The 14,882-nt window shown below is 51.1% G+C and carries 16 protein-coding genes; 2 read left to right on the forward strand and 14 right to left on the reverse strand.

Going from position 1 to position 14,882, the window contains the following annotated elements; all coding sequences use genetic code 11:
* The first annotated feature begins 2 nt into the window (after positions 1-2).
* A complete protein-coding gene (locus NTV65_04190) occupies positions 3-662 on the forward strand; it encodes a hypothetical protein (GenBank protein ID MCX6114403.1) in 660 nt (219 codons plus the stop codon).
* Here NTV65_04190 and murI read toward each other — a convergent pair.
* Positions 595-1,398 carry a glutamate racemase gene (gene murI / locus NTV65_04195; GenBank protein MCX6114404.1) on the reverse strand — a complete coding sequence of 268 codons (804 nt, stop codon included), beginning with the start codon at positions 1,396-1,398 and terminating at the stop codon, positions 595-597. The genes NTV65_04190 and murI overlap by 68 nt on opposite strands.
* A gap of 154 nt (positions 1,399-1,552) precedes the next feature.
* Here murI and NTV65_04200 point away from each other — a divergent pair, with 154 nt between their 5' ends.
* Complete coding sequence (locus NTV65_04200; GenBank protein MCX6114405.1) at positions 1,553-3,061, forward strand: DUF393 domain-containing protein; 1,509 nt, start codon at positions 1,553-1,555, stop codon at positions 3,059-3,061.
* Positions 3,062-3,111: 50 nt separating this feature from the next.
* On the opposite strand, the gene NTV65_04205 is transcribed toward NTV65_04200, so the two are convergent.
* The 13 genes from NTV65_04205 to NTV65_04265 all read right to left on the reverse strand — a co-directional run bounded on the left by NTV65_04205 (position 3,112) and on the right by NTV65_04265 (position 14,795).
* Positions 3,112-4,017, reverse strand: coding sequence for a hypothetical protein (locus NTV65_04205; protein ID MCX6114406.1), 906 nt, complete (start codon positions 4,015-4,017; stop codon positions 3,112-3,114).
* 46 nt (positions 4,018-4,063) lie between these two features.
* Complete coding sequence (locus tag NTV65_04210; protein MCX6114407.1) at positions 4,064-5,176, reverse strand: hypothetical protein; 1,113 nt, start codon at positions 5,174-5,176, stop codon at positions 4,064-4,066.
* Positions 5,177-5,182: 6 nt separating this feature from the next.
* Positions 5,183-6,988 carry a glutamate mutase L gene (locus tag NTV65_04215; GenBank protein ID MCX6114408.1) on the reverse strand — a complete coding sequence of 602 codons (1,806 nt, stop codon included), beginning with the start codon at positions 6,986-6,988 and terminating at the stop codon, positions 5,183-5,185.
* 5 nt (positions 6,989-6,993) lie between these two features.
* Entirely contained in the window at positions 6,994-7,734 is a 741-nt protein-coding gene (locus NTV65_04220) for a hypothetical protein (protein ID MCX6114409.1), read from the reverse strand.
* Positions 7,727-8,599: a hypothetical protein gene (locus NTV65_04225; protein ID MCX6114410.1), complete on the reverse strand. Its 873-nt coding sequence runs from the start codon at positions 8,597-8,599 to the stop codon at positions 7,727-7,729. Before NTV65_04225 ends, NTV65_04220 begins: the two co-directional genes overlap by 8 nt.
* Positions 8,596-9,651, reverse strand: a complete 1,056-nt coding sequence (locus NTV65_04230; protein MCX6114411.1) for a hypothetical protein — start codon at positions 9,649-9,651, stop codon at positions 8,596-8,598. Before NTV65_04230 ends, NTV65_04225 begins: the two co-directional genes overlap by 4 nt.
* Positions 9,645-10,457: a hypothetical protein gene (locus NTV65_04235; GenBank protein MCX6114412.1), complete on the reverse strand. Its 813-nt coding sequence runs from the start codon at positions 10,455-10,457 to the stop codon at positions 9,645-9,647. Before NTV65_04235 ends, NTV65_04230 begins: the two co-directional genes overlap by 7 nt.
* A 4-nt stretch (positions 10,458-10,461) precedes the next feature.
* Complete coding sequence (locus NTV65_04240; GenBank protein ID MCX6114413.1) at positions 10,462-10,740, reverse strand: hypothetical protein; 279 nt, start codon at positions 10,738-10,740, stop codon at positions 10,462-10,464.
* 260 nt (positions 10,741-11,000) lie between these two features.
* Positions 11,001-11,411, reverse strand: coding sequence for a cytidine deaminase (locus NTV65_04245; GenBank protein MCX6114414.1), 411 nt, complete (start codon positions 11,409-11,411; stop codon positions 11,001-11,003).
* 245 nt (positions 11,412-11,656) lie between these two features.
* Positions 11,657-12,355, reverse strand: a complete 699-nt coding sequence (locus tag NTV65_04250) for a hypothetical protein (GenBank protein MCX6114415.1) — start codon at positions 12,353-12,355, stop codon at positions 11,657-11,659.
* Between the two features lie 296 nt (positions 12,356-12,651).
* Positions 12,652-13,251, reverse strand: a complete 600-nt coding sequence (locus NTV65_04255; protein ID MCX6114416.1) for a transposase — start codon at positions 13,249-13,251, stop codon at positions 12,652-12,654.
* 40 nt (positions 13,252-13,291) lie between these two features.
* Complete coding sequence (locus NTV65_04260) at positions 13,292-13,993, reverse strand: hypothetical protein (protein MCX6114417.1); 702 nt, start codon at positions 13,991-13,993, stop codon at positions 13,292-13,294.
* Positions 13,980-14,795, reverse strand: coding sequence for a hypothetical protein (locus NTV65_04265; GenBank protein ID MCX6114418.1), 816 nt, complete (start codon positions 14,793-14,795; stop codon positions 13,980-13,982). Before NTV65_04265 ends, NTV65_04260 begins: the two co-directional genes overlap by 14 nt.
* Between the last annotated feature and the right edge of the window lie 87 nt (positions 14,796-14,882).

Consider the following 14,882-nt stretch of genomic DNA (forward strand, 5'->3'; position numbering starts at 1 on the left):
GCATGCAGTTTCTTTATGCGCCTATACTTCAGCTCTCCGTAGTACTGTTAGCTATGGTATCGGTCGTAGTGGTTTTTCGTATCTGCCGTCCGATGCTACTTAGACGCTCAGATAATCGGGCTGTCCATGCTAAGGCCAGGTGTTTCCATGAACGGGTATGCCACTTCAGGTCACAGGCGACTACCCTTGATCAACACTCAAATGAATATGTAGCGGTGTTTAACGACGACCACTGGCTCTCGCTTATGAAGCTGATTGAGCAGTTAGAGTCTGTCGACCTGCAGGTTCAAAATCTGCTCTCCCGCAAACAATATAGCGAGGCTCTACCGCTACTTAACTATATCTCTGATACAAAGGAGGGCTCCACTTCAATGGAGCAGATAGTTACTGAGTTAAAGGAGGTGCAGGCCTTAATCAATTGGGAGCACACTGTTAATTTAATGCTCCGCCGAGTTATATCTAATCTTGAAACGGCTTCTCATACTACGCAACAGATAGCTTCGCATACACAGAGTCGCAAACGTCAATCAACCCTCACAACCCTTGCCGATCTGAAAAAAACGCTACTCGAAGATGAAGCCTTCAATCACCTTATTAAAAGCTCTCAATCCGAACAGCCTGTACCTGACGCTCCCCCAGAAAGAGCGCCGCTAACTGATTAAACTGCCCAACCTCGTCTGTTACAAAATACTGGGTCTGCGTGGTCTCGCCAGCTGGAGCGCGGTTATTAGCGAGGATCCTTTGAACATCCGCTGCAATCGCTCTGGAGCACTCAACCACCGCAACATCGGGGCCGAGATAGCTCTGGATAGCCTTTAGCAGCAGGGGATAGTGCGTACATCCAAGGATGACCGTATCGACCTGCTGTGCTTTGAGTGGTGCAAGGTAAAGCTCTATAACCTTATCTACGATCTCACCTTCAAGCATACCTGCTTCTACCAGTGGCACAAAAAGTGGACAGGCTTGAGATATGACCCTAATAGAGGCGTCGCGCTCCCTTAGGGAGTTTTCATATACATGGCTAGCGATAGTAGCACTTGTTCCAAGCACCCCGATAATACCGGAACGGGTTGCCTCCAAAGCCTCACGCACCGCTGGGCCAACTGTGCCGATAATAGGAACGGGGAGCTCCTGCTCTAGGATGGAGAGCGCCGTTGCCGAGGCTGTATTACAGGCAACAACAACCAGGCCAACTTCGTGCTTTAGAAGAAACTGTGCACACTCCCGAGAGTATCGGATAATCGTCTCGACGCTCTTTGTCCCGTAGGGAAAGCGCGCGTTGTCTCCGAGATAGGTATAGCTATGCTTAGGAAGAACGAGCTGTAGCTCGCGCAAGACCGTCAGGCCTCCAAGCCCACTATCAAACAATCCAATCGGTTTTGTCGTTGAGATCGACATAGGGCTGCATTCTAACCAAACGGAAGCTAGCAGACAAGATTACAGGGTGGTGTTTTCTATCAGAGCTGGTTAGTTTTAGTGCAACTAGCTCTAGTTTCAGTTGAAAGCCTGCGGAGCACACGATAATGACACGAAACTTTGTAGGAATTAACAATTGAATATTCCACCAAATCAAAGCAAGAAGCAGGTTTTATATGATGGCAGCTGTCCGATGTGCTCCTCGTTTGTCGGGAGGATAGAGGACTCTTCGCAGAAAGATAAGTTTGAAAATATTGATAGCACGACAAATATCCTCCCGCAGGAACTCACGCAGGAAGATGTCTGCCGGGAGATTCATGTTGTAGATGGCGGTACGATTTATAAAAACGCTGCGGCAATTTTAAATATCTTAGAAGAATATCCAGAAATGAAGTCTTGGGTACGCCTTGCGCGCCTGCCCTTTGTTTGGCCGCTCTTGCCCATAGGATATCGGGTTGTCGCTTTATATCGGCACCTTATCTTCGGTCCAGCGAGTAGGATATTTTGGCTAAAGGTAATCACTGGTCTTGGGCTAATCTCGGCATTTTTACTCTCTTGCAAGCTGTGGCTGAGTTCTAGATTCTATCCGCTAACCCCGATCTTAGCAGATCTGCCGAGGCTTCCCTTTCCGCTTGACTACGGCATCTTTCTTTTTTCGATCGCTCTACTAGCGGCGATTGTTCTTAAGCGACGTCCGCAAAAACTTATCTTTGCATTTATATCGTGCGCTCTAGTGCTTACCGCTCTCGATCAATCGCGCTGGCAGCCGTGGTTTTATCAGTATTCTTTCATGCTTGCGGCGCTAGGATTATATTCATGGGACTATCGCGATAATAAAAAAAACGCTGCTGCACTCAATACGTGCAGGCTACTAGTGGCTAGCGTTTACTTATACAGCGGCTTACAAAAAGCAAATCAGGCTTTCGTTGTCGATCTATTCCCTTGGCTAATCGACCCTATTGCAAAACTTCTTCCAGCCCATCTTTATCTTCCTCTTGCCATGCTTGGCTTCCTTGTTCCTTTTTTTGAAATAGGAGTTGGAGTCGGACTTTTAACGCAAACATACAGAAACAAGGCCGTAGTTCTCGCAGTTCTACTGCATCTCTTCATCCTCTTCCTCCTGGGGCCCTTCGGACATAATTGGAATAGCGTTGTATGGCCCTGGAATGTGGTGATGGCGCTCTCTGTTGTGCTCCTTTTTTGGAAATCTGAGCAACTCTCTTTCAAAGATATCGTACTAACAAAAAATTCGTGGCTGCACAGGCTCGTACTTGTCTTGTTTGGCATTCTACCCCTTTTAAGCTTTGTTAATCTTTGGGACGCCTACCTCTCATCAGCGCTCTATTCCGGAAACATACGTAGCGCCGTGCTGTATGTGAATGAATCAGTAATAGATAAGCTCCCGGCGGAGGTGCGGCGATACGCTACAAAAACTGCCGATAACAAAAGCATTGTAAATATTGATCAGTGGTCCTTTGGGGAGTTAAACGTACCATCGTATCCCGAAACAAGGATTTACAAGAATATCGCAAAATATATTTGCCGATATGCTGCTAACGCTTCTGATGTCGTTCTCACCCTACGGGCTGGCCCGGCTCTGATTAATAAGGAGGGACCCGCGACATATGACTGTTCAAGTTTGTGATAGTTATTATCTCCTCCCCTGGTTGCTCCGCTAACTTGCTCTTAGCTATCCTAGAGCATCCAAGCCGTTACCCACTCGATCTCTACGATCTTAAAGCCAAGCTGCTGCGTGAGCCGCTCATGCATATCGGGAAGGTGCCCTACCCCATAGAATATTCCGAGATGCTTCTGGCCTGCCTTAAGCTGCTGCCGTAAAACGTCTAACGCCGCTATATTTCTATCATCTATAAGCGAGATTCCGTTTTCGCCCTCAAGATACTTCATGATTACATCGGATGATGCCAGCCCCTGCGCAAAGAAGAGCTTGATCCGTGCCCGCTCTTTGGGGGTCGGCCCACGCAGTGCGATAAGAACCGGATTTATCCCATCTAATTGGGGCTCTTCGTAACCTGCCCTCTTTAGATCGTCGCGGACCTTTGGATCAAATGAGAACCGCAACAACTTTAAAAGCAGGGTCGCAAAGCTCTCTCCCCTAGCAGTCATCGCTTGTGCTAGTTGCGTAGGGGAGAGATCTGCGTGAACAAAGTTAGGAGCGCCGTAGTTAATCTCATCAAGTTGAAAGGTCAGCCCCAAGAGCTGCGAAAACGCGCGCTGAAAGGCTCCGAGCATAGAGTCCTGGTTGGGGCCCTCGAGCTGCTCTACTCGCCCGTGGTCAGCTACTAGCTCAAAGAGCACCCGATCGTACCCTTTGAACCGTTTGTTGAGGTCAGCATAGTAGGCAGGCTCCCCGAGATGCACCGCCCCGATAAAATCCACCCGCTCCGTTCCATTTGATGCGCTAGCACGCTCGTAGCTAACTATCGGCACCTGCAATAGCCCTGCTTGCGAGCCCTGCGGAGGGGTTAGTTTTAATATGCTTGGCAGCTCCTTGGGCGCTGAGTCCCGTAGAACAAGTACGACGGCTACTAAGATTGAAGCGGTGATAAGTAGGGATTTTTTCAGACCGATCTTGCTCATATCGCCCTTAGTCTAGCGCAGCCTGAGCTATGTGCAACTGGCCCACTTAGAGCAACTCGACATTAGCGCGCGGTACCGTCACTATGGCTCCCCCTTCAAGTCTAGCTCGTAAAACCCTTGCCATGGCACCGCTCTCAATCTGCTCAAGCTCGTGCGGAAGCTGCTCTACTGTGCCTGTGGCTCCAAAGTAAGGCACCCTAATAAGCCTAACTCTAGCCCCCACAACGAGACCATTCGAAGCCGCACATCGGTCGTGCTGCGCTACACTGGCGGCTGGCGCAATTATCTCTGGTCTTTGCGCTCCGGCGCGTACCTGTGTTGCGCCGTTAATTGAGGCGCTCATTCCATCAACCTGCCGCAGTGCATCGAGAACTCGCCTGCTGATTGCGACAGATCCGAACCCCTCTGTCACTATAACGGTCATAGAAATATCTTCATCACCGGTAAGCGCTATACCGATATCATAACCTAGATATGCACTTAAGGTTGCGCCATCGATAGAGCCGGTAATAAACCCGACCGCTCCACCTGCTGTCGCCTTGGTAAGCGCTGCAAGGGTAGGAGAACATCCACCTACAAGAATTAGCCCCTGCGTATCGTTAGGAACGTGCTGCGCATCTACTATACCATCTTCCTTAACCGCCAGCAGATGTATGATTCCGAGCCGCTCCCCACCAACACCGAAGATACCCTGCACAAAGGTCGCCTGTGTTTCGATAATTACAGCCCGTTCAGCCTCGATAGCAGAGACCGTTCCAGCAATATACGCCGTAAGGTTTAACGGCTGCGCCGCAGCGCGCAACCCAATATGTCCAGTTGATAACGAGATAAATTCAATAGTTCCTGAGATAGGCGCACTAACGGTGCTACGAAAGAGCCCCCATAGTCCACGCATCTCAGCTAATACAGCACCCTGCTGAACCGTATCGCCCTGCGCTACGGTTAGACTTTGCGCGAGCTCTGCGGGAGCAATTCCAAGCTCATCTGAGACACGCACGATCCTAAGCTCTCCATCGAGCTTGGCCCTGGCAACGATCTGATCGCCCTCGATACGTTGCCCCTGCTGCACCAGGATCTCGCCCCTGATCGGCAGCTCCCTGCGCTTTTGCACCAAGTAACTTGAATGTACCTGCAATCCAGGTGAGAACGCTCTCGACATGCTGCGCTATCCTTTTAGTCCTAGATTTTTTAACACCCGCTCCTGCGCTCCAACACCAAGAGCTTCCGGTCGCAGCGGTCGGTTTCTCCCATCAACGATTACACCACACTCGCCAAATACTACTCGGCGCTCATGTATCTGCCCGGCCCCCGCCCCGATATCGATACTACGGTGTAGCGGCACAACCTTAAGGCTCCCCTCACCCCTAGCAGGGGTTAAGAAGCGTGTCACCTCATTACAGTTAATAGATCCAAGCAGGATACCATCCAAGAAAATCTCCGCCAGCCGCTCGATTCGTTTTAGCTTACTAGGAAAAACAGGCACTACTGCACAGCCGAGCTGTACTAGACAATCGTTCTCAAACACCTCGTAGGCCCCCTCTGGATGAACGGAGGCAAAGACCCCAAGGTGCGGCATCATAAAGATTGAATCAACCGCTAGCTGTGTTACCCCCTCTAATCCAAAGCCATCTATCATCATCAGGGCTGCCTGCATGCGAGAGGGTGCGTGACTCAAAACGCCGCCAGAGCCTATCACTATATCGAGCTTCATAAGATCAACTAGCTCATAGCGCTCAGAGCTCTGGCGAAATATATCGGATATGCCACGCTCACGCCGACCCTCAAGCCCAATCGCCAGAGAACGGTGATGCGCCAAAGAGAGTCTGAGAGCCTCGCGACAAACGCCCTGCTCAATCCATAACTCCTCTATAGTTTGTGGAATAGAGGTAGGGCGAATCATCTTATTTCGCAACCGATCGGCGAGTTCTGTATCGGTGAACTCAAATGGAAGCCACCGTTTAATCTGGGAGATTCCAGCCTCCACCAGCACGTTGGCGATAGAGTAGCTCATGCCAAGATTAGCACTCACCGTGCGATTAAATGTGCTTGTCCCATCTCGATTCGGAAATACCGAGAAGAGATCTGTCGTTGCCCCTCCAATATCTACGCACAGCACGCTCTGAGCCGTCCTTTGCGCATAGCTCTGAACTATATCTCCAACCGCTGCAGGGGTCGGCATAATCGGTACAGGTGACCATGACATTAATTTTCCGTAGCCGGGGGAGTGGCTCATCACATGCGAGAGAAAAAACTCATGAATAGCCTCACGGGCTGGTCCTAGAACCTCCCTTTCAAGCTGCGGCCGTACGTTATCAACCACCACCACCTGCGCTATCTTTGCCAAGATCTGCCTCACCTCCTCGGCAGCCGCGGCGTTTCCAGCGTAAATAACCGGCAGCTTTAACGTATCGCCGAATCTAGGCCTCGGTGCCGCAGCAACAAGGGTCTCCGCCATCTCAACCACATGTTTCGTAGAGCCTCCGTCAACTCCCCCGGTTACCAGAACTATATCTGGTTTTAGGTGTCTGATACGCTCGATACGCTCAAAGTCCTGGCGTCCATCATCGGCGGAGATCGCCTCCATCACGATAGCACCTGCCCCGAGCGCTGCGCGCTCCGCTGATTCAGTTGTAATAGTCGATACAACCCCAGCTACAAGCATCTGCAGCCCACCACCGGCCGAGCTGGTAGAGAGGTAGAGATCTATCCCCTTTGTAAGATCGCCCTCAGTAATAATGAAGGGCAGCTCCAGTCCCTCCTGCAGAATATTCCTACCACTAAGCTCCTCTACCTCGCTAAAGGCGTTGAGTGCTCCTACGGTAACGTCGGCTACAGGTGCCTCAACCGTAGTGGGAGCCTCGCCTCGAAAGGTCTGGTACCAACGGTCCTCCTTACGCTCAAAAAGAAGCGCTTTTGTAGTGGTTGAGCCACAATCGGTAACTAGTACTGTTCGCAGTAAGTGTGGCTCCATCTCTCTTATCCGATACCTACTACATTACTAAGCGCTGCAACCCAATCGGTAATGATAAACTGAACGCGCTCGACAAGGAGGGCCAAACGCGCCATAACAGTTGAGCCGAAGAATGCTCCAAAACAGATCATCAGCAGGGGGCGCCCTAACGGCGCCATCCTACTCTGTAGCGTGCCGGGGGAGCCATCTTGCGCGCTATTATCCTTACCGAATGAGAAGAAGAAGTAATTGAGTACCAAAAGCAGCGTGGCAACGAAGAGGATATTATTAAAGCTTTCAAACAGCGCTATCTCTCCATTACTAAAGACCACCAAGGGCTTAAAGCTCCCCGTTATCTGAGGAATTACCTCCCCAAAGAAGCCCCGAATGGCCAGAGCACCACTGGTACCTAGGGTAAATCCGATTACTATCTTTGCTAACCAGGCGTGCCGCCTGGAGTAGATAAAGTAATAGAGAGATCCAAACGCCATCGGCACTAGGTATAATAGATACAGGGGCTGGTACGGCTCAGATAACGTGCCATCGGGATAGGTAGTAATGGTCAGGCCTAACATCGGCTCCAAGATCTTAGGCCACAAGAAATCTCGCAGCACAAGTAGCGGGCCAAGCCCTGCAGCGATGCCGATAAATAGGTGCTCAAAGAACCGGTAGAACGGATTCTCCTTTAGTAAAAAACTAAAGATAGCAAGCGTACATACTCCCCCTATTAATGTAGTAACGAGCCCCCAAGAGGTAGTGCTATCCATGCGACCCCCACAGACGTTGCCGTAGCAGTTGATAAAGTGGAACCAGGTTACCAATCACAATTAGGAGGATAATCACGAGGTGTGCGGCGCTAAGGGCGGTATTAACAACCAGCAGCTTCGTATTATCGCTCTTAGGGTAGTGCTGCTTAAGAACCTCGGAGTACCATGCCGCTCCTGCGATGCCCTCAAGCAGACCCTTAAGCTGCCCGGAATCAAGAAAGATGTACGCCTCCGGAATCGTAATCGAGGTGCAGCCGTGAACTACGGTCGGTCGATACCCACCCTTCTGAAAGAACTGAATAATCGTATCGAATACACCGGTCAGACCGGTCACCTCACCAACGAGCTTTACCCGCTCTACTCCACCGATAGCAGCAAAGTTAGGATACTGCGTAATAGGCATCCCGGTCACATCGCGCCCAAGAAACTTTGAGATATCGCTTGCATTAACCAGAGCCTGGATAAATATCGCTCCCCCCGGCCTAAAGCCCGCATTAATCCAGGCCTCTCCGTAACTCCACCGTTGGTCCGGCAGCTCGCGCTCAAGTCGTTTAGCAACCTCACGTGGCACCCGTTGTAACGCTACCTCCGCCTGTTGGTACTGCGAAAGGAGCACAACCGGCACCCTACGTCGAAAGAGATGCTCAAGGATAACCTCCGCCTGCGGTTGATTCTCGGCCAGGGTGCCCGGTCCGAAATCAAGCCACACCATCGCTACCTCTCCGGGCTTGAACTCCGTTTTTGCCATCACCTCATACATCCGCTCAGCTGAAACGAGTCTAGAGGGTGGACGTGAGTATCCAAGAAATACTGGAATACCAACCGCCAGGATCATTAAGAGATATATAATCCGTCTCATCTTCATCGTTTTTTACCCGCTGAGAATGAGCGTGACTCAATCGATAACCACATACGAATGGCCAGCATTAGCCCGGCAACTCCAGCCCCTAGCCGAATCGCTCTAAAGGCGGCGCTGTTAGGAACCTCCAGTAACCATTGCCTTAGAGCCGGCATATCATCTGAGATCATCCGTCCAAACGAGATCTGGCCGAGCATTACAATCAGAGCTGCCGCCATCATCAGCGCCGACTCTACTGACCTTATCCGAAATGCTCGGTAGGCCGCCGCCGCGATATAGACCCCTAATAGTGCGAACATAGCCGAGCCAAGTTGGTTGAAAAAACCTTCGTAAAGCAGGGTATAGAGCTGCTGAACGGTAGTTGCTGCAGCGGCTTCTCGCAGATATGCGCCGCGTGCTACGGAAAATTTTGCGCCACTTGTTACGACCTCCTTTAGGAGTGTAGCGCTACCTGGAGAGAGCTCGCCCCATGAGACGGCATCGAGTTGCGCAAGCTTTTCACGCACAGTTGCGATATTTTCCTGCAACTCGTGCTTTAGAAGGGAAGATGCGCCGCGTTGCCCAAGTAGTTTTGTTTCAAGTACGCTTAGATGCTCAAACCCATAGAGCTTAAGAGCATCCACCCGGACTTGCAGAGCTGGTACAGTTAACGTGGCTGTAGTGTTATCTGCATCATCAATAATGCGCTGCGCAAATTCTGAGATAATCTGACTACGTTGCTGCTCTGCGCTAAGTGCCAGGCTCTGCAGCCACTGGGCGCTAGTAACTCCGAGCATGCAAACAAGCCCAGTTATAAGCGCTAGGCTATAGACCCATCCGATTTTTTTAAAAACTATTCTTGTACCGTGCGCACTTACGAGGTTAAAGAGCCCAAGCCCGATTGCCATCGCTCCGATAACGATAAAGCCGTTAGAGATCGCTTCGTGGCGATCCTTCACGCCGATAAAACTTATCGCCGACTCAGGCAGCACAAAGTAAAGGAAGAAATAGATGCCACCTAAAAACGTAAAGATCCGTATCAGCCGAGCTCTCTGATCGCTTGAATTTATCGTTACCACGTAAGGCTACTCCACTCGGTAGTAAAAAACAGATCCACCGTTGGCAATGTCCAGGTTGGGTAGATCGATTGCAGGGTTGCCCCGAGCACCCCGATCATAATAACAAGGGCAAAGAGTAGCTTTAAGCGATCCTGCGCTGCAAGGGTTGCAACCTGTACCGGCTCACGACTCATATAGGCCGAGGCTCCAAAAAGCTCCTCTCCGATCAGTGTGTAATCACAGGTACAGATAAAAAATGCAACCTGCTCCGGACTGACGCTTGCGGCGATCTGTTGTGCGCCAACCTGTTGGCCTGCCTCGGCTAGCACGAGCGCTTCAGCGGCGAATACGCCGAACATAAAAGCGGCTCCAGCTTTTTCGCGGTGTACGAGCCCCATATACCCGGAGGCGAAAGCGAACTGCTCACTTGAAAGAAACACTATACTCTGCGGATCAAACGCGGCACCCCTCCCCGCATCGTTATACGCCCCACGCACAGCATCCTCAACTATCACCATCGCTTCGGGGGAGTACTGTGGAACTATCAGCTTTAATTTATATCCAGCGACTCTCTTAGCAACTGCATGCAACACGCCGAGACAGGCGTACAGCACCGGGCCCACATCTGTCAGCGCCGTTGTAAAGACTACCGCGCGCCCCTGCTCTGCACAGCGCCCAATCGCCCCCTCAACCGCATCGATACCGGGAATACGCCGAATAAAATGGCGATATCCACGCTCAACTCGGCGTAGCTCATACAGCAGAAGCAGCACGGCAAAGGCTACCGTGACAAGGATCCCTGGAGTTGCGTGTTCAAGTCCGCCCATATTATTAGCTGCTTAAACTCCTATTACCATCCCGCGAACTCTCAAGACGTTGAATCATGTCCTCAACGGCCTCACTTGAGGCAAGGGCTGCGCGTAAGGCCGGCGCAAATTTAGGCCCTAGCAATGCGCACGCCAACGGCTCCCCTATGCCGTAAAGCTCACGCATGCAGCCAACCAGGGGCTTACACATCTCAAGAATAAAGATCGCCGGCTCGCATAATTTGCGGCGGATAATCGCCTCAACTAAGGGCTCGGTGCTGGCTGCTAGGCTGCTCTCTGTCATATATGGACGGTAGTAAAAAAACGGCGCTGAGAAAAGGTAGTAACTATGCTTAGAGGGAAGTCCCCGCTCTATCCACGTCGTTCCCGTTGTAGCTGATGCAGCTCGCGTTGCAAGAGATCGGTCTGCTCGCCCATTTGTACCTTTGCACTGTGGGCTTTGCCGGAATTGGTGTGTTTTACGACTTCTGGACAATGAATGGTCAAATCGATGAGCTAAACCGCCAATCTGCTTGATAATTGGCAATCTGTTTTGATCAGAACTCAATCCTTCAAAAATATTTTCCCCCAATAATATGGCTGCAGCTCTTTGAGAGTTTTCATTTCCCATTTCTGCGAGTCCAGGGGACTTGGTACTGCGCACTCGATTTCATTTCCCCAGAACATCAGTCTTTCTTGGCAAACCCCACACGGAGTCAGAATATGAAATACTCCTTTGTCATCTCGGGACACACAGACCGTTGCCGTAACCTTCTGACCAAGCTTGTAGGCCTCGCAGATGGCTCCGACCTCATGACAGAGCTCGACCGATAGACTGACGACACCTGGAGCTGTCGAAACCAGAAGAGTGCCGGCATCGGTGTACATCGCCGCAGCGCCTGCCCAAGGCTCATTGGGGAATCGTTTTTCAATATATGCTTTCGCAGCTAGCACCAGCGCTTCATTTAATTTCATAGGTCCTCACAATGCTTTTACCAGAAGCAAACACGGATTAGAATCGCCCCACAAGGTTTTAAATTCTTCCAAGGGTTCGAAGCCTGCTTTAGGCATTGGTACGGGGTCACGGCCATTAAGTTAAGGGATATCTATCCGAGAAGTTTTGCTCGGTTGATGGAGCAGGAGTAACCCCGTACCAATTATTTAATTCCAGGTATGTGAGGAGGAGTTTCTTCGCTAGTGCAAGCTCTCGTTACCGCCCACTAGGGGATTATTCGTGGCTCTTTAATGAGGATCAGTAGCTGGTCAGGGCGGAAGGCACCCGATGGGGGCGGGTTCCAAATAAGGCCGTTGACGATGTCTGCAAGCTCCTTGCCGTCTTCGGCATTTACCCGGCTTCCTTCCTCCAAGGACCAGGCATTTGTTGGATGTGGCGAGGTGTCTGAGCAGGCAGTCTTCTTTTTCGCGATCTCAGCGTTGATGTTTTTCTGGTCTGCCAGCACACCCTTCCACCATCTCATAAGCCCGAGCACGCGGCCTTGTTTGGCGAGTGGTTTGAGTTTTTTATTTACGTTGATGGCCTTAATCTGCTTGTCGTAGCTCTCTTGGCCGGCTTTAAAGTACTTGTTGATTGAGTCTTGGAGCCGCGCGAGTGCCGCTTCGCACTCCTGCTTAAGCTGTGGGTTTGAGGTGGCAACCGGATCGGGCTGTATCCCCGGCCTGGCGGTGTCTACTACAGGCTGTTTCGGTGGACTGCTGCCGGGATTAAGAAGTCGGTCGATAGCGTCGTTTAGCCTGTTCATCGAATTGCCGACCCCGTAGTCCATCTCCTTATCTGTGCGAGAGCTTTGAGGTGGTGGTGGCTTCGGTAGCGTATTCTTTTTCTCTGCAGAGACGCTGGGCATGCCGACCAGCACAAACGATGCACCAATGACTGCCGCGAACCCGAGTAGCTTCTTCATTTCTCCCCCCTCTATAACTCCAAAGGAAGGATAGGAAGATAAATTCACTTTCCGCAAGTAGCTGATCTGCGGTCTCGACATTGCAACAGGACCCTTGGTATGGCCGAAAGTTGTAGAAAAGTTGTTTCTAGTCGCTCAGATTGCCGTTTTTGACCTAGCAGAAGAGCACGAGAGGATAAGCTAAGTAGCGAAAAATAGCATAGCAGCTACACGTCCCCCCTACCCCGTTATCAAGAAAATGAAGCGGCGCTTAGAAGTCATCAGGTGACGGCTCAAAAGAGTCACAAGAGGAAAGCTCATAGGTATCCTGCGAGGTAGAGGTATCGATAAACTTTGGGATAGCTGGCGGTGCTCTGAAGTCTGGGAGCCCCATCTGCCTTCATAATATCTTTGATTGAGTGCTCATGCTGAATAAAGGCTACAATCCGCATCTGCGCCTTGCACTTGGGGCACTCAAGTGGATCTATCTCGCAAGTGCGCTTAATGCAGGCGGCCCAAGCACTCTTACGGAACTCACTGCGGTAGTCGCTCTCTGTCCTGCTCTCTGGTTCGCTCTCTTTTTCCTTTGCGGAATGAGCCGCGAGTTTAGCCCGCTCGCCTCGTCGTCTTGAGGAGTATCGTCCGTAGTATCTGGTGATGCTCTCGTAGGTCTTAGGTATATGACACGAGAGCTCCGCCAAAAACTCTAGTGCGTCGAACTCATGCGCCGTTCCATCCTTTGTACGGTAGGCGACTGAATTATGTTGTATGAAGAGCTTCTCAAGAGAGAGTGGAGCACGTTCGATATAGCGAGCCACAAACTGCTCGCTCTCTTTATAGTGTAAGGGGTCACCCATCCAGACCCCAAAGCGGGTATGATCTTGAGAGAGAATCTGCGCTACGACATCGTCAGTGATGAGCTCCCTTTTGTATAGACCCCCCTAAGAAGTCCCCGCGCTATCCACGCCGTTCCCGTTGTAGCTGATGCAGCTCGCGTTGCAAGAGATCGATCTGCTCGCCCCTGGTCGATTCGATTAAGCTTAGCTGCTCTTGTAGCTCATTCGACACAGCCGCACCCCCTGCAGCCCCACCCTCTCTGACCCGCAGCTCTAAAAGGTTTAGCTGCTCATTTAGCTCTGCCTCACGCTTCTTAAATGCGACCGGAGTCGAGCTCGCTTTTATTGCGTTTAATCTAGCTCGCGCCAACTCCCGAGCAGCCGCAACACCCTCGCCATCTACTATCTTAGTGGCGCCGTCCCGTTGTCGCTCGATCTGCTTGCGTATTGCGGCTGTATCAAGCAGGAGCTCAGGCTCTATAACAGGGAGTGCAATCTCTCGGGATGCTGTAAAGAGAGCCCCCTCCTTAGTTTCAAGCACAAAGAGAGCCTGTAGCTTACCCTGTATAATGTCGGGTATCGCAAGACGCCCGACCAAAATAACCTTATCTTGAGCAGCACTCGAAATAATCGTTGCAGAGGTAGCAGCAATGGTTCGCTCTGGCGCTATCAGGAAGAGATTCGCCCGTACAGGATCTCCAGTTACATTAATTGGTAAACTGATAGTTATACTCTTCTGGTCAGCCGCACATATCTTTGCCGCAAAAATAAAGATAAAGATAAGGCTACAGAGTGATAATAGCGCCCATTTATTGAAGCTCATTGTAAAACTCCTGCTCACTCTGCGTCTCTCTATTTAGATCTCGCTCCGGCTCGGCATATTCAGAGCCACTTAAGAGTCGCTTTTGCTCTGCAATCTGGTCCAATAGATCTCTGACCCGATAGGCACGCTGAAGATCAGAGTCAAAGGTTGGCGATCTTTCAGGGGGTTTTAGTTGCAACACCTGCTCAATCCAGTGCGACTCTCGCTGGATGCCCTCTCTACCGAGCGCTACCAAGCGGCCCTCTGGGGAGCTGCGCTGCGCTAACTCTAGGTTGCGTAGATCTGCATCTAACTCCACCTGCGAGGGGCTAGTCTGATGTTTTCCACTGATTAGCTCCCGATACGCCAAACCCCAACTCGATAGATCCTCGCTTAGCGCGGCGGGCGCCTCACTAATAACAACCCGCTCCAGAAACCAACTCCCATTTTCGTTCGTAATCGGATCTATAAAGTCCCCCTCATAGCGCCCCGTAATGCGTTCAAAGCCTATTAGCCTAACGCGACTATTCTTACCGCTCAAAATTAGGGGCAGTGCTGTGCTACCAGAGGAGTCCACGGTCATGGCGCGCTGTGGCGGAAGAGCCCCCTCGCCGAGCGCTACAGAGAGATCGCGCGCGCCCCGCGTGCTATCTATAAAGAGCGCAATATTACGCCCCCCAGCAACCTGCAACATCCCTGCATAGAGCGCTGGTGGCAAGGCTGGAAAGGCCCGCTCAAACTTACGCCACAGCAGATACCCTCCAGCACCGGCAGCAGCGCTAAATATAATAATAATCAAGAGTATGGGTAAAAATCGCCTCATCACAGCTACTCTAGCTTACGATAGAGGGTACGCAAAAGCTCTCTAGATACCTAAACACACCACCACAAAATAAAAAGGCCGCAAAAC

The organism is Pseudomonadota bacterium, from assembly GCA_026390555.1.
In the GTDB taxonomy this organism is placed as follows: Bacteria; Bdellovibrionota_C; UBA2361; order UBA2361; family OMII01; genus OMII01.